The 15,574-nt window shown below is 69.5% G+C and carries 12 protein-coding genes; 9 read left to right on the top strand and 3 right to left on the bottom strand.

Translation table 11 applies throughout. The annotated features are described in order from the left end of the window. The first annotated feature begins 126 nt into the window (after nucleotides 1-126). The 6 genes from DKM19_RS32975 to mug all read left to right on the top strand — a co-directional run bounded on the left by DKM19_RS32975 (nucleotide 127) and on the right by mug (nucleotide 9,451). Nucleotides 127-1,050 carry an LLM class F420-dependent oxidoreductase gene (locus DKM19_RS32975; protein ID WP_110701128.1) on the top strand — a complete coding sequence of 308 codons (924 nt, stop codon included), beginning with the start codon at nucleotides 127-129 and terminating at the stop codon, nucleotides 1,048-1,050. 413 nt (nucleotides 1,051-1,463) lie between these two features. Then, nucleotides 1,464-3,383: a 3' terminal RNA ribose 2'-O-methyltransferase Hen1 gene (locus tag DKM19_RS32970; protein ID WP_369986532.1), complete on the top strand. Its 1,920-nt coding sequence runs from the start codon at nucleotides 1,464-1,466 to the stop codon at nucleotides 3,381-3,383. Then, a complete protein-coding gene (locus DKM19_RS32965) occupies nucleotides 3,376-6,033 on the top strand; it encodes a polynucleotide kinase-phosphatase (RefSeq protein WP_110706163.1) in 2,658 nt (885 codons plus the stop codon). Before DKM19_RS32970 ends, DKM19_RS32965 begins: the two co-directional genes overlap by 8 nt. Nucleotides 6,034-6,142: 109 nt before the next feature. Next, nucleotides 6,143-7,306, top strand: coding sequence for a VLRF1 family aeRF1-type release factor (locus DKM19_RS32960; protein ID WP_110701126.1), 1,164 nt, complete (start codon nucleotides 6,143-6,145; stop codon nucleotides 7,304-7,306). Nucleotides 7,307-7,384: 78 nt separating this feature from the next. Next, entirely contained in the window at nucleotides 7,385-8,794 is a 1,410-nt protein-coding gene (locus DKM19_RS32955) for a sugar porter family MFS transporter (RefSeq protein WP_110701124.1), read from the top strand. Nucleotides 8,795-8,857: 63 nt separating this feature from the next. Next, nucleotides 8,858-9,451: a G/U mismatch-specific DNA glycosylase gene (gene mug / locus DKM19_RS32950; RefSeq protein WP_110701122.1), complete on the top strand. Its 594-nt coding sequence runs from the start codon at nucleotides 8,858-8,860 to the stop codon at nucleotides 9,449-9,451. A gap of 319 nt (nucleotides 9,452-9,770) precedes the next feature. Here mug and DKM19_RS32945 read toward each other — a convergent pair whose 3' ends face one another. Both DKM19_RS32945 and DKM19_RS32940 read right to left on the bottom strand, forming a co-directional pair. Continuing rightward, nucleotides 9,771-10,325, bottom strand: a complete 555-nt coding sequence (locus tag DKM19_RS32945) for a DUF1707 domain-containing protein (RefSeq protein ID WP_110706162.1) — start codon at nucleotides 10,323-10,325, stop codon at nucleotides 9,771-9,773. 7 nt (nucleotides 10,326-10,332) lie between these two features. Continuing rightward, nucleotides 10,333-11,112, bottom strand: coding sequence for a PadR family transcriptional regulator (locus DKM19_RS32940; protein WP_110701120.1), 780 nt, complete (start codon nucleotides 11,110-11,112; stop codon nucleotides 10,333-10,335). Between the two features lie 701 nt (nucleotides 11,113-11,813). On the opposite strand from DKM19_RS32940, the gene DKM19_RS32935 reads away from it, so the two are divergent. Next, nucleotides 11,814-12,266: a hypothetical protein gene (locus tag DKM19_RS32935; RefSeq protein ID WP_110701118.1), complete on the top strand. Its 453-nt coding sequence runs from the start codon at nucleotides 11,814-11,816 to the stop codon at nucleotides 12,264-12,266. A gap of 349 nt (nucleotides 12,267-12,615) precedes the next feature. Here DKM19_RS32935 and DKM19_RS32930 read toward each other — a convergent pair whose 3' ends face one another. Next, nucleotides 12,616-13,239, bottom strand: a complete 624-nt coding sequence (locus DKM19_RS32930; RefSeq protein WP_110701116.1) for a TetR/AcrR family transcriptional regulator — start codon at nucleotides 13,237-13,239, stop codon at nucleotides 12,616-12,618. Nucleotides 13,240-13,299: 60 nt separating this feature from the next. Between DKM19_RS32930 and DKM19_RS32925 the strand changes: the two genes are divergently transcribed. Both DKM19_RS32925 and DKM19_RS32920 read left to right on the top strand, forming a co-directional pair. Continuing rightward, nucleotides 13,300-14,019 (top strand): SDR family oxidoreductase, encoded by a 720-nt coding sequence (locus tag DKM19_RS32925; RefSeq protein WP_110701114.1) that lies wholly within the window; start codon nucleotides 13,300-13,302, stop codon nucleotides 14,017-14,019. Between the two features lie 724 nt (nucleotides 14,020-14,743). Beyond that, nucleotides 14,744-15,472 (top strand): metal-dependent hydrolase, encoded by a 729-nt coding sequence (locus tag DKM19_RS32920; RefSeq protein WP_110701112.1) that lies wholly within the window; start codon nucleotides 14,744-14,746, stop codon nucleotides 15,470-15,472. Nucleotides 15,473-15,574: the final 102 nt, after the last annotated feature.

Raw genomic sequence — 15,574 nt, 5'->3', positions numbered from 1 at the left:
CATGATTATCGCTATCGGTGCTTGGTCGACTACTGATTGCAGCTGAAGTCTGAACGCTAGCAAGCGTTCTCGTCGTGGCGTGGGCTTTCAGCGGATGCCGTCCGGAGTGCCCGGATAATGGTGACTATGAAGTTGAGGATCTTCACTGAACCACAGCAGGGCGCCACCTACGACGAGCTGCTGGCGGTCGCACAGACCGCGGAGCGTCTGGGGTTCGACGCCTTCTTCCGTTCCGACCACTATGTGCGGTTCGGTTCCGGCGACCCCGGTGCCGGCTCCACCGACGCTTGGACGACCCTGGCGGGCCTGGCCAGGGAGACCTCCACGATCAGGCTCGGCACCCTGGTCACCCCGGTCACCTTCCGGCTGCCCGGCCCGCTGGCGATCAGCGTGGCCCAGGTGGACCAGATGAGCGGGGGCCGGGTCGAGCTCGGTCTCGGCACCGGCTGGCTGGACGTCGAGCACACCGCCTACGGGATCCCGTTTCCGCCGATCGGCGAGCGGTTCGGCCGGTTCGAGGAGCAGCTCGAGATCATCACCGGGCTCTGGACCACTCCCGTGGGCAAGACGTTCTCGTTCGAGGGCGCCCACTACCGGCTGGCGGACTCTCCCGCGCTGCCCAAGCCCGTGCAGAGCCCCAAGCCGCCGATCATCATCGGCGGGGCCGGCGCCAAGCGCACCCCACGGCTGGCCGCGCGGTTCGCCGACGAGTACAACCTGCCGTTTCACCCCCTGGACGACACCGCGGTCGCCTTCGACCGGGTCCGGCGGGCATGCGAGGCGGAGGGGCGTGAGTCGATCCGATTCTCCGTCGCCCAGACCGTCTGCGTCGGCACCGACGACGCGGAGATCGCGCGCCGGGCCGAAGCCACCGGACATGACCTCACGGTGCTGCGCGCGAACGGGCTGGCGGGCACTCCCGCCGAGGTGGTCGAGAAGATCGGCGAGTTCGCGAAGCTGGGCGCCGAGCGGATCTACCTGCAGGTGTTGGACCTGTCGGACCTGGACCACCTGGAGCTCATCGCCGCCGAGGTCCTGCCTCACGTGTAGGGCGTGGAGCCATGGGTCCGCACTTCATCCTCAGGGGCGAAGGCCTGGGGTGCGGACCCACGACCGGATACGCGGGGCCGTCATGGCCGGGCGTCGCGGACGGGGGTCCGCGTCCTCAGAAGGGCTGAGGACCGAGGGACGGGCCCAGGGCCGATACGCGGGACCGTTGTGGACGGGGGTCCCGCGTCCTCAGAGGGCTGAGGTCTGAGGGACGGGCCCAGAGCCGATGCGCGGGACCATCGTGGACAGGGGGTCCGCCTCCTCAGAGGGCCGAGGTCTGAGGGACGGATCCACGGCCGGATACGCGGGACCGTCATGGCCGGACGCTCGCGGACAGGAGTCCGCGGCTCAGGCGTGAGCCGGGACGGTTAACCGATGGCCGGACTTATCGGACGTACGGCACACTGAGCCGGGTGTTGCTAACGATCTCCACGACCGTACGGCCCGCGACCGACCTCGGATTCCTGCTGCACAAGCACCCAGACAGGGTTCAGGAGTTCGGCCAGTCATACGGCACGGCCCGCGTCTTCTATCCGGAGGCGGACGAGGAGCGCTGCACGGCGGCGTTGATGCTCGACGTCGACCCGGTCCGCCTGGTGCGCTCGCGCGGCCGTTCCACGCCCGACTACACGCTGGGCCAGTACGTCAACGACCGGCCCTACGCCGCGTCGTCACTGCTGGCCGTGGCGCTGGGGGATGTGTTCCGTACGGCGCGCACCGGACGCTGCGACAGCCGTCCGGAGCTGGCCGCCGGGCCGATTCCACTGGAGATCGCGCTGCCCGTGCTGCCCTGCAGGGGCGGCCCCCAGCTGGCGCACCGGTTGTTCGAACCGCTGGGCTGGGAGGTCGAGGCGCGGGCCGTACCGCTGGACGAGGGGTTTCCCGAGTGGGGCGACTCCCGTTACGTGGGGCTGTCGCTGCGGGGCGAGGTGCGCCTGGCCGACGCGCTCAACCAGCTCTACGTGCTGCTTCCGGTGCTCGACGACTCCAAGCACTACTGGGTCGCCTCCGACGAGGTGGACAAGCTGATCAGGGCGGGCGAGTCCTGGCTGGCCACCCACCCGGAGAGAGGACTGATCACCCGCCGCTATCTTGGCCGTCGCTGGGCGCTGACCCGCACGGCCTTCGCCCGCCTGGCCGAGATCGGCGACGACGTGGAGGAGGACCTCGAGCCTCCCGTCGAGGAGGAGTCCGCCGAGACCTTCTCCGTCCCGCCGGAGGAGGACGCCGGCGCCCTGCGGGGTGAGGGGTCCCCGGCGATGTACGACGAGATGGCGCCGGACGGCGAGGCGGCGAACCGCCAGGCCGCGCCGTTCGACGGGACCGTGGGTGGTGAGGCCGCGCCGTTCGACGGGACCGTGGGTGGTGAGGCCGCGCCATTCAGCGGGACCGTGGATGGTGAGGCGGCGTCGGGCGGCGGGGCGGTGAATCGTCGGGCCGCGCCTTCCGGCGGCGCCGTGGATGGTGGGGTGGCGCCATTTGGCGGGACCGTGGATGGTGAGGCGGCGCCGGACGGCGAGGCAGGGGCCGGGGACCCGACGCGGAAGCGGCCCCTGAACACCCTGCGGCGCGAGGCCGTGGTCGGCGTGCTGGAGGAACTGGGCGCGCACAGGGTAATCGACCTGGGCTGCGGATCGGGTCAGCTGGTGGGGGCGCTGCTGGGCCGGCCGGGATTCACCAAGGTGGCCGGGACGGACGTGTCGGCGCAGGCGCTGGCGATCGCGGCCAGGCGCCTGAAGCTCGACCGGATGCCGGACAGGCAGCTGGAGCGGCTGGAGCTGTTCCAGGGTGCGCTGACCTACACCGACGACCGGTTCGCCGGATATGACGCCGCCGTGCTCATGGAGGTCGTCGAGCACGTCGATCCGTCCAGGCTGAGCGCGCTGGAGCGGGTGGTCTTCGGCACCGCCCGGCCGGTGCACGTGATCGTCACGACGCCCAACATCGAGTACAACGTGCGCTACGACTTCCTGGAGGGCCTGCGCCACTCCGACCACCGCTTCGAGTGGACGCGGGCCGAGTTTCAGGCGTGGGCCGCGAAGGTCTGCGGCGAGTACGGCTACCACGTCGCGTTCCGGCCGATCGGCGACGATGACCCCGAAGTGGGCTCGCCCACCCAGATGGCCCTGTTCAGTGCCGCAAGTGCCGTAAATGCCGGAAAGTTCAGTGACGGGAGCGCCGAAAACGCCGCACGTGTCGAAGGCGCCGTAAATGCCGCAAACGCTGGAGGCGCCGCAGATGCCGCAAGCGCCGCAAGCGCCGGACATGCCGCAAGCGAAGCAAATGCCGCAAACACTGGAAACGTCGTAGGTGTGGGAGGTGGAGATGACTGAGATCAACGTGCCGGAGATGTCCCTGGTCGTGCTCGTGGGGGTGTCCGGGAGCGGGAAGTCGACCTTCGCTCGCAAGCACTTCATCCCCACCCAGGTGGTCTCCTCGGACTTCTGCCGAGGGCTGGTGTCCGACGACGAGAACGACCAGGCCGCCACATCCGACGCCTTCGACGTGCTCCACTACATCGTCGGCACCCGGCTCAAGCGGGGGCTGCTCACGGTCGTCGACGCCACCAGCGTCCAGTGGGAGGCGCGCAAGAGCCTGATCGAGCTGGCCAAGGAGCACAACGTGCTGGTCGACGCGATCGTCTTGGACGTGCCCGAGGAGGTGGCGATCGCGCGCAACGAGGACAGGCCCGACCGCAACTTCGGGCCCCAGGTGGTCCGGCGGCAGCGCAAGGACCTGCGGCGTTCCATGGCCAAGATCTCCCGGGACGGTTTCCGCCGGGTCCACGTGCTGCGAGGGACCGAAGAGATCGAGGCCGCCGTTGTCGTCAGGGAGAAGTCGTGGACCGACAGGCGTGAGCTGACCGGGCCGTTCGACATCATCGGCGACGTGCACGGCTGCCGCTCCGAGCTGGAGACGCTGCTGCGCACGCTGGGATGGAAGATCGCCCCCGGCGGCACGGGCGCCGTCCACCCGGAGGGCAGGACGGCGGTGTTCGTCGGCGACCTGGTCGACCGGGGGCCGGACTCACCCGGCGTGCTCAGGCTGGTGATGGGCATGGTCGCGGCCGGAACCGCGCTGTGCGTGTCGGGCAACCACGAGCAGAAACTGGCCCGCGCCCTCAACGGCCGCAAGGTGAAGATCGCCCATGGCCTGCAGGAGTCGCTGGACCAGCTCGCGGCCGAGCCGGAGGAGTTCAGGCGGGCGGCGCTGGCCTTCATGGACGGGCTGATCAGCCACTACCGTCTCGACGGCGGCAGGCTCGTCGTCGCGCACGCCGGGCTGAAGGAGGCCTACCACGGCCGCGCCTCGGGCCGGGTGCGCTCCTTCGCGCTGTACGGCGACACCACCGGCGAGACCGATGAGTACGGCCTGCCGGTGCGTTACCCCTGGGCGCGGGAGTACCGGGGACGGGCCATGGTCGTCTACGGTCACACCCCGGTCCCCGAGACCGAGTGGATCAACAACACGATCTGCCTGGACACCGGGGTGGTCTTCGGCGGGAGGCTGACCGCGCTGCGCTACCCGGACAGGGAGATCGTCTCGGTGCCCGCCGAGAAGGTCTGGTACGAGTCGGTCAAGCCGTTCGCCGCTCCCGGCCACCGTGACCCGGGCGTGCTCTCCATCGAGGACGTGCAAGGCGCCAAGCACATCGAGGTGCGTCACGGCGGCGGTCACATCAAGATCCGGAAGGAGAACTCGGCCGCCGCACTCGAGATCATGAGCCGGTTCGCCGTCGATCCACGCTGGCTGGTCTACCTGCCGCCGACGATGGCACCGCCGGAGACCTCCAGGCTCGACGGTTACCTGGAGCATCCGGCCGAGGCGTTCGCCGAGTTCGCGGCGGCCGGAGTCACCCGGGTCGTGTGCGAGGAGAAGCACATGGGCTCGCGGGCGGTGGCCGTACTGGCCCGGAGCCCGGAGGCGGCGGCCGCGCGGTTCGGGGTCACGGACGGGAGCGCGGGGGCGGTCTACACCCGGACCGGCAGGCCCTTCTTCGCCGACACCACCGAGCTGGTGGACCGGCTCAGGCGGGCGTGCACGCCGCTCATGGACGAGCTGGGATCGGACTGGATCGTTCTCGACTGCGAGCTGCTGCCCTGGTCGGCCAAGGCGGGAGGGCTGATCCGCAGCCAGTACGCGTCGGTGGGCGCCGCGGCCCGCACGGTGCTGCCGGAGGCGATCACGGTGCTGGAAGCGGCGGCCGGGCGCGGGTTGGATGTGGGCTTTTTACTGGACCGCACCCGCCGCCGCTCAACCAACGCTGCCCGATTTAGAGACGCCTATGCCCGTTACTGCTGGCCTGTCTCCAGTTTGGATGATCTGCGCTTGGCGCCGTTCCAGATTCTCGCCTGTGAGGGCCGGGCGACAGCGGTGCTGGAGCCGCACTCCTGGCACCTGGAGATGCTGGCCCGGCTCGACGACCCGCTGATCGTGCCCACCCGGCACATGTTCGTGGATCTGACCTCTGAGGAGTCCAGGGACGCGGCGACCGCCTGGTGGTCCGGCCTGACCGCCGAGGGCGGGGAGGGCATGGTGGTCAAGCCACTGGGGCCCCCGGACGGCCGGGCGCAGAGTCCGACGACGAGCGGAGCGGGACCGGACCTGCCCGCGGAGGCCGGATCGGTTACGAACACGGACGCGAGCGCGAACACGGGCGCGGGCGCGAGTGCGGACCCGGGCACCGGCACGCGTGTGGACCCGGGCACGGGCGCGACGGGACAGCGGAGCCGGGTGCAGCCGGGGGTCAAGGTGCGCGGGCGGGAATACCTGCGGATCATCTACGGCCCCGACTACACCGAGAGCCTGGAGGTTCTGCGCCACCGGTTCCTGGGCCGCAAGCGCTCGCTCGCCCTGCGCGAGCACGCGCTCGGGCTGGAGGCGCTGTCCCGGCTGGCCGAGGGGGAGCCGCTGTGGAGGGTCCACGAGGCGGTCTTCGCGGTCCTGGCCCTGGAATCCGAGCCGGTGGATCCGCGTCTGTGATTTTTGGACAAAGGCAGGTGAAGTAGAAAGACATATTCCGGATTGCGATGATGGAATTCTTCTCCCTGGTCTTTAGGCTTTTAAGGGCCGACCACCAGGGAGGAACGCCGTGAAATTCGATCGCGCTGCCCTGCGGGAAGTCGTCTCCATCAGCGATGAGATCGGGGTGTTGTCGTTCTATCTGAATGCGGACCCACGAGAGGAGAAGTCCTCCCGGCCCGCCTGGCGGATCCGTTTCCGCAACGAACTGTCCGACCTGCGAGAGCGGGTCATGGCCGACGGGGACGGGACGCGGAAGAAGGCGATCCTCCAACGGCTGGCTGCGCTGGATCAGCCGTTCCAGCATCTGCTCGACCCCGCCGAGTCCGGGCTGGGGCGCGTGTTGTTCGCCCCGGTCTGCGGGGGTGAGGCGCGGGCCTTCTCCTTCCAACTACCGGTCGTCGACCAGATCGTGCTGGAGCCGACGGCCTACGTGCGCCCACTGGTCAACACGGTGGAGGCGGCACCGCCCGCCGGGATCGTCGTCGTGTGCAGGGACGGAATGCGCGTGATCGACTACCGCTACGGCGTGGTCGAGGACGTCAGGAAATCGCGTTACGAGGTCGACGTCGAGGACTGGCGGGACATGCGCGGTCCCGCGCCCTCGGAGTCCTCCCAGCAGGGCGTCTCGCACCGGGAGAGATTCGCCAGCCGGATCGAGGACAACCTCGCCAGGCTGCTGCGCGCGGACGCGCCGCAGGTCAGCGCCCATGCCGCGGACCTGGGCTGGACCACGCTCGTGCTGGTCGGCGACGTCCAGCTGACCGACGTCCTGGCGGGAGAGCTGACCGGAGACGTCATCCAGGTCGACGCGGTGGTGGACCCGCTGCCCTCGGCGAAGATCGTCGAGTACGTGGCCCCGCACCTGAAGGCCGCCAGGACCCGGCACGGCACCGACCTGGCGAACCGGGCCAGGGACGCCGCGCTGGCCGGCGGACGCGGCGTCCTGGGTCTGAGGGACACGCTCCACGCGCTGAACGAGAGCCGGGTCGCGAACCTGCTGCTGAACGAGTCCCGCGAATGGAGCGGCAGCCGTACGGCCTACGGGATGCTCCACCTGCCGGGCGAGATCCCGCCGGGGGAGTCGGAGCGGACGCTCGTCCCGGAGCCCGCGATGGGTGAGCGCATGATCGCGCGAGCGCTGGACATCGATGCGGAGGTCACCGTTCTGAACTCCGGGGCATCGGAGATTCTCGCCGATTTCGCCGGGGTCGCCGCGATTCTTCGCTGGTAGATGACGACCTCTGGGTGATCACCTGTATTTGGTTGGGGTATTGACGTCTCATACTTCCTTTCGGGGGAAAGGACTGTCATGGCCAGCACCGCCCCATCGGGTACTTCCAGCGAGAACATTGGTCACGTCGTCTTCATCACCGCAGCGGCGGCGATCGGCGGATTTCTTTTCGGCTATGACAGCGCCGTCATCAACGGAGCCGTCACCGGAATCCAGAAACACTTCGGCGTCGGTCCCGTTCAGATCGGGTTCGTGGTCGCGATCGCGCTGCTGGGCTCCGCGCTCGGCGCGTGGATCGCCGGGGGATTGGCCGACCGCTGGGGGCGCACGAGGACCATGCAGGTGGCCGCGATCCTGTTCGCGGTCAGTTCCGTCGGGCAGGCGCTGCCGTTCGCGGTCTGGGATCTGGCCTTCTGGCGGGTGCTCGCCGGTGTGGGGATCGGCATGGCCTCGGTGATCGGGCCCGCCTACATCGCCGAGGTCTCGCCGCCCGCCTACCGGGGGCGTCTGGGATCCTTCCAGCAGCTCGCCATCGTGCTGGGCATCGCGGTCTCCCAGCTGGTCAACTACGCGATCGCGGAGACGGCCGGAGGCAACGTCAACAACCAGCTGGCCGGCCTGGAGGCCTGGCAGTGGATGCTCGGCGCCTGTCTGGTTCCGGCCCTGCTCTACCTGCTCTTCTCGACGATCATTCCCGAGTCGCCGCGGTTCCTCGTCGCGGTGGGGAAGACGCAGGAGGCGCGCAGGGTGCTCGCCGAGGTGGAGGGCGAGAGCACCGACGTGGACGCGCGGCTGACGGAGATCCAGGACTCGCTGCGCAGCGAGCGACGGCCCCGGCTCCGCGACCTGCGCGGCCCGAAGCTCGGCCTGCTGCCGATCGTCTGGATCGGCATCCTGCTCTCGGTCTTCCAGCAGTTCGTCGGCATCAACGTCATCTTCTACTACTCGGCGTCGCTCTGGCAGTCGATCGGCATCAACCAGAGCAACTCGCTGCTGATCAGCTTCTCCACCTCGATCATCAACATCGTCGGCACGTTCATCGCCATCGCGCTGGTCGACAGGATCGGCCGCAGGCCCCTGCTGCTGATCGGCTCCGCGGGCATGGCGGTCGCGCTGGCCGTGGCCGCGTGGGCGTTCAGCTCGGGCGTCCCGTCCGGCGACACCGTCAGGCTGCCGGAGGCGCAGGGCTTCGTCGCCCTGGTCGCCGCGCACGTCTTCGTGCTGTTCTTCGCGCTGTCGTGGGGCGTCGTCGTCTGGGTGCTGCTCGGGGAGATGTTCCCCAACCGGATCAGGGCCGCCGCGCTCTCGGTGGCCGCCTCCGCCCAGTGGGTGGCCAACTGGCTGATCACGGTCTCGTTCCCGTCCCTGGCGGCGTGGAGCCTGGCCGGCGCCTACGTGGGCTACACCTTCTTCGCCGTGCTGTCCTTCATCTTCGTGCTGTTCAAGGTGAGGGAGACCAAGGGCCGGAAGCTGGAGGAGATGGGATAGGTTCGCCCCGTGTCCTCGGGAGAGCCAACGTCCGGGCCGGAGCGCGAGTCCTCGGGAGAGCGGATGTCCGAACCGGAGCGTGTGCCGCCGCGGTCGGCCGCACCTCGGGAGAGAGCCGTACGGCCGAAGAAGGCCGACCTCGACGCGGCCAAGGACCGGACGATCGAGGACGTGCTCGGGCCGTCGCTGGACGTCCTGTTCTGCGGCATCAACCCCGGCCTCTACTCGGCGGCGACCGGTCACCACTTCGCCCGGCCGGGCAACCGGTTCTGGCCCGCGCTGTACCGTTCGGGCTTCACGCCCCGGCTGCTGGCCCCCGAGGAGCAGGGACTGCTCCCCTCCCTGGGGCTGGGCATCACCAACGTGGTGACACGGGCGAGCGCACAGGCGGCGGAGCTGTCCGCCGAGGAGCTCCGCGCGGGCGGGGAGCGGCTGGTGAGACTGGTCACCGAGGTCCGGCCGAAGGTGCTGGCGGTGGCGGGGGTCACCGCGTACCGGATGGCGTTCGGGGAGCCGAAGGCGGCGATCGGGCCGCAGGAGTCCAGGATCGGCGATGCGAGGCTGTGGGTGCTTCCCAACCCGAGCGGCCTGAACGCCCACTGGCCGCTGGACCGGATCGCGGACGAGATGCGGCGGCTCCGGGAGTCCCTCAAGTAACGGACCCGGCCCTCACCCGCGTGACCGGGGAATGACCGACCCTGACCCCCGTGGTCAGGGAGCGATGTCACCGAGCGCCCACAGCGTGGAGGCATCCTCTCCGCGAGGTGGTCGCCGGTGAATCCCCGCTCTTCGGTCGGGGGAGGACGTCAAACGTGACGCCCGCCACCGACGGAGATCGAAGCTTCGCCGAGTGGACGGGCGCCTTCGGGAGCCGGCACGGCCACGGCCTTCACAGCCCCCGCGGTCACGGCCGGTGCGGTCGGGACGGCCGTCGTCGCGCTCGGCGACTCGATATGCGTCCCGGCTCGGGAGCCGCTCAGAAAGGGCCCGGGCGGTTGCCCCGGCGGGCCCGGGCGCGGGGATGCCGGTGCCTCCGGTGGAACATGCCCAGCACGGTCACCACCAGCCAGGCCAGGAAGATGAACTTCAGCACTCCGAACCCGGCGGTCGCCATGCCGACGATCAGCAGGATGATCAGGATGGGGAAGAACGGCGCCCCGCCCCGGCGGGCCGGGTGGCGATGATGCCAGGCCGCAGGATGGGGGGCGTGCCGTTGATGACCCCAGCCCGCGCCTCCGTGCCGCCAGGCCCACTCCGCGCCGCCGTGCCGCCAGGCCCAGCCGGGTCCCCCGTGTCCGCGGTGGTCGTGATCTGAGAATCCCCGGGGGTCTTCGGAGTGTGAGCCGTGCAGGTCGGGGAGATCGGCGCCGACCAGGGCCAGCTCGCGCCCGGTGCGCGCCGACAGGGTCAGTTCGAGGCGTTCGTCGAGCTCCTCGTGGGTCAGGCGGCCCTGCGCGTAGTGCTCGCGCAGGGCCGTCATCACCGCCTCACGCTCGGCGTCTCCGATACGGAGATCGTCTCGGGACGTCATGGTCTGGTCACTCCTCGCCGGGGTCGCCATCGGCCAAGATCTGGTAGAGCTTGCGGCGGGTCTCGGACAGGGTCTGCCTGGCCTGCTGGATCTGCGCGTCGCTGCCGGTCTGCAGGATCTGGAGCATGGCGAACCCCGACTGGCGGGCGATGTCCATCAGCTCCCAGGTGCTGCCGTCGACGTCGGGCGTCATCTCCTCCCAGGGAGCGCGCACCTCGTCGGAGTGCTCGGCCACGTAGGCCCGGCCGGCGTCGGTGAGGCGGAAGGTCTTGCGGCCGTCGTTCTCCTCCGACAGGACGAGTCCCTCGTCGGTGAGCTGCTGCAGCGCCGGGTAGACCGCTCCCGGGCTGGGCTTCCAGCCGCCCTGGCTGCGCTGCTCGATCTCCTGGATGATCTGGTAGCCGTTGTGTGAGTCCTCGGTGAGCAGCGCGAGGATCGCGGCGCGGACGTCGCCCCGCTTCGCCTTGCGTCCCCGGCCGAACGGGGGTCCTCCCCCGAAGGGGCCGCCGCCGAACGGGCCGCCGCGGCCTCGGCCGCCCCGGCCGAAGTCCCAGGGGAAGCCGCCGGGGAAGGGACCGCGGTGACCGCGGTGCCGGTGCTCGTGCGGGCCTGCCTCGTGGGGTCCCCCCTCGTGCGGTCCGTGCGGTCCTCCGTGGTGGGGCCCTCCGTGGTGCCAGCCGGTGGCCATGGTCCGCAAGGCCTCCCTGGCCGCGCGCTTCATCTCGCGCCGGACGTCCTGCGGGACGACGCCGGCCCACTGGCCGCCCATCGCATCTGCCGAATTCATGTCATCTCCCTGTATCGCGATCGTCTTTAGATCGCTCTCGATGCCTCAAAGATATATCGATAGAATTCTATCTACAAGCCCATGTGGTGAAAAAAGGCATTTTGGCTGGTCAGACACCCTGTTCGAGAACGGAGCAACGCGCCCCAACCCGCCCGTGCCGTTCCTCACCGCCCGTGCCGTCGAACCACGCCCTCACCCGCCCGCCGCGCGCCAGGCCCGGCCAGGTCCGCGCTGTACCGCCGGGCCGCGACCTCACTCACCGTGCCGCCAGGCCCGGCCTGGTCCGCGCCGTTCCGCCGGGCCGCGATCTCGTCCCGCGCCGTTCGCTCAGGCAGGCGACCGCAGGGTCCGCCGTTGGCGGCCGGTGGGTCGAGACGGTGTTCCAGGCCCCGGTCCCGGTCGCCCAACTCGGCGCTCGGCCGCGCCGATCAGCGGTGCGTCGGCGGCGTCGTGGATGTGGACGGCGCGGTTGGTCGCGGCGACGACGGGCATATCGCCCTCATCGTCGACGCGGGGAGAACGCGCATGTCACAGGGGCGGCACGATGACGTGATGATCGCTCGAAAACGACGGCAGCGATGGCCAGAGATGTGGATCACCTGCCTCGCCGGCCGCGAGATCCTCGAAGGGGCGGGACGGCTCCGCGGTTCCATCGCCCTGCCCGCGCGCGGCGGCGTCCCATCGGGGAGGAGGCGACTTCCATGAGCCTGATGGCGGGAATCTTCGCGGGTGCGGCGGGCACCACCGCGCTGGACATCGTCACCTATCTGGACATGACCGTACGCGGCCGCCCGGCGAGCGTGTTGCCCGCTCAGGCCGCCGGCAAGCTGGCCGACCGGGCCGACGTCGATTTCGGCTCGGGAGAGGTCGCCGAGAGCAGGCGCGAAGGCGTGGGCGCGCTGCTCGGATACGCGGTGGGTCTGGGAGTCGGCGGACTCTACGGGCTGCTCGCCGGTGACCGGAACGTTCCACTGCCGGTGGCCGCCCTGGGGTTGTCGGTGGCGGGGATGGCCGCCGGCGACGCCCCCTACACCGCGCTCCGGCTGACCGACCCGCGCGAGTGGGACGCGGTCTCGTGGGCCTCGGACATCATCCCGCACCTGGTCTACGGCCTGACGACCGCGGCGGTCTACAGGCGCCTGACCCGCCCCTGACCTCCTGCGGGCCGGCGCCCCGGGTTCCGAACCGGGAAAGGCCGAGAACCTCGGCTCGTCACGGGGCGAGGCCTCATCCGGGCGAAGGGGGGTCTCATCCGGGCGGAGGGCCGAGGAGGCCGACCTCGGCGCCGAGGCCGCGACGCTCCGCCTCGCGGTAGGTGAGCCAGGCCGGGGCGAGGTCCTGCCAAGGAGGTCTCACGGGGGCGTAGACGGTGCGCTGGCCGGGGTCGGTGCGGCCGGGATGCCCATCGCGCAGGATCTCGCCGAGGGTGACGTGAGCGGCCTCCGGCGGCAGCCCGGCCGTGGTCGTCGAAGGAGCCGGTGTCGAGGATCGTTGGCGGATGGGTCAGGTGTGCGGCCGGGCCGGAGGGGCGGTGGGATCGGGTCCCGGGCGGGAGAGCACGGCCATGAGGTCGTCGACGAGCTGCTGGTCGGCGGGCCGCCGGGTGGCCAGCAACCGATACCAGAGGGTGCCGAACACGATGTCGGTGACGATGACGGGCGACAGTCCGGGCGGGAGGTCGCCGCGGGCCCGGGCACGGTCGAGAACGATTCCGAGAGCGTCCCGGCGGCGCTGGAGGAACGAGGCGCGAAACCGTTCGCCGAATCCGGCGTTGATCTGCGCCTCGGACATGAGGGCACGGAGCACGTCGGCGATGTGCGGGTTGCGCGCGAGGGTGAAGGTCTCGGTGAGGAACGCACGCAGGTCGGCCGTGTAGCTGCCGTTGTCCGACACCGGCACGTACATCTCCGCCTTGGTGGCCAGCGCGTCGAGCAGCACGTCGGCCTTGGAGGGCCACCAGCGGTAGATCGTCTGTTTGCCGGTCCCCGACCGGACGGCGATCCCCTCGATTGTCAGACCGGCGTAGCCGACTTCGCCGAGGAGGTCGAATGCCGCGGCCAGGATCGCCAGGCGGCTCTCATCGCTGCGCTTGCGCCCCGGTCGCACCGGCGCGGGTTGGTTGGTCATGGGCTCATGCTAACTTAAATCGAAACGAGACGGTTCGGTTCTATTTAGGAGAGTTCATTGATGAGCGATCGCACGGCCCTTGTCGTGGGCGGGACATCCGGCATCGGGTTGGCCGCCGCTCGGCGACTCGATGCCCTCGGCGCCGCCGTGCACATCGTCGGACGGAGCCGGGAGCGCCTCAACGAGGTCGCCGTCACCGACCCGGCGCTTACGGGTCACCGCGCCGACGGAGGCGACCGAGACGAGATCGCCGCCGTGACCGAGGCGATCGGCGAGATCGACTGGCTGATCGTCGCCCTCACGGGCAGCGAAGGGGTCGGCCCCATCGCCGACCTCGACCTCGACATGCTCCGTCGCGCCTTCGACGCCAAGTTCTGGGGCCACCTCACCACCATCCAGGCGGCCCTGCCACACCTGACGCCCACCGGTTCGATCACGCTGATCGGAGCGATCACGGCCCGTACCGGCATGCCCGGCACCGCCGGTGTCGCCGCCGTCAACGGAGCCGTCGAAGCCCTCGTCAAGCCCCTGGCCGTCGAACTGGCGCCGGTCCGGGTCAACGGTGTTTCACCCGGCCTCGTCGACACCCCCTGGTGGAGCGGCCTGCCCGACGACGTCCGGCGGGCTTATTTCGCCCAGGCCGCCCAGGCGCTTCCGGTCCGGCGTGTCGCGACCGCGGACGACATCGCCGAAGTCGTCGTGCTGGCGGCGACCAACACCAACATCACCGGAACGGTCCTCGAAGCCGACGGCGGGGCACGTCTCGTGTCCATCGGCTGACAGGGCACTCCGGCCGAGATCATGAGCCCGATGCGGGCTTCCGGATCCCCAGCGGTGCGGCGGACGGGATCCGCCGAACCGCCCCGGAGGCCGTTACCTAAAGTGAACTTGTCGTTGCGCTGAGAAGAAGTGAGGCAGATCACCTAAATCTTGGCCGTTTTTGGAACAAGCATTGAGACCTGCACGTTACAAATGACATAGACGGGATTCGTTCCGTGCCGGAAGGGCTGGGGGGTGCTTTCGGTGCGGAACGGTCCCGTCTGTCGTTTCAGGACTCTGATGCCGATCCGCCGGAGAATCTCCGGTGGATCGCGACTCTCTCCGGGCGAAGGCCGCGTCGGCCGGGATCTTGCCGACGCCGGGGACCGCCACTCTTCCTGATCGGCGGCACTGATCGCCGGGCTCATCCGTTCTCTGTCCATGGAGACTGTCCGCAGAGACATTCGTGATCACCCAGTGACCGCCGTCCTCGCGGCCGGCAACCACCACCGGCACGGCCACGAAGGGCCGGACCAGGCGAGACGCACGCGGACGGGTGGACAGATCGAGGCAGCCTCTTGCCCCCTCGCATGACCGCGAAACCGGGGGATGGCAAAGAGAGCCACCGTGGCGAGTTGATCTCGCTTGGGCGACACGCCGATACTGCAAAATGGCACGGTCCTCCGCCCGGAGGAGGCTTTGCCGTAGAGTCGCCCGGGGTGATCTTGATGGTGGTGTTTGAGCGATGATGGGGCATACGCACGCGCTGACGGGAGCGATCGCCTGGTTGGGTGTGGCGCCCGCATTAGCGGCCCTGCCGCTGCTCACCGAGACCTCCAGGTTCACGGAGACCGGCATCATGGTGAACGCGCTCACGCCGGCCGAGTTCGTGGCCGGGGCGATCGTCTGTGCCGGGGCCGCGATGCTGCCCGACCTGGACCATCCCAGTGCGACGATCGCGCAGACCTTCGGGCCGGTCACCTGGGCGTTGAGCAAGGCCGTGGCGTGGCTGAGCGGCGGGCACCGCAACGCCACGCATTCGCTGGCGTTCGCGGTCGCCATGGGGTTCGGCACCCACTATCTGGCCAGCAACTTCATGATCGGCCGCGACATCATGGTCGTGCTGCTGATCGGCCTGTCGTTGCGATCGATCGGGATCGGCATTCCGGGTAAGAAGTTCTCCTCGGCGATCCTCAACATCGGCATGACCGCCGGACTGTTCGTGGTGTTCCGCAGCGAGAACGTGGGTTATGCCTGGTTGGGGCTGGCGGTCGCGGTCGGATGTCTCATCCACGTCATAGGAGACTGCTGCACGGAGAAGGGCTGCCCGGTGTTGTGGCCGCTCCAGCAGAACTGGCTGCTGCCGTGGAAGATCGGGATCAAGACGGGCAAGAAGTTCGAGCAGAAGTTCCTCGCCCCGGTGCTCTCGGTCATCGTTCTCGGGCTGCTGTACTTCCGCCTCGCCCCCCTGTGAGTTTACTGATGAGTAACTTGATGTCGAGATATCTGTAGGGATATCTTGATATCGAGACATCCGCTGCGATCCGCAGGTGGCCGTCGAGTTAGGCGTACCTAA

Source organism: Streptosporangium sp. 'caverna' (assembly GCF_003203775.1).
In the GTDB taxonomy this organism is placed as follows: domain Bacteria; phylum Actinomycetota; class Actinomycetes; order Streptosporangiales; family Streptosporangiaceae; genus Streptosporangium; species Streptosporangium subroseum.
The sequence above is the reverse complement of the archived record's forward strand: the minus strand, read 5'-3'. Positions and strand labels throughout refer to the sequence as shown.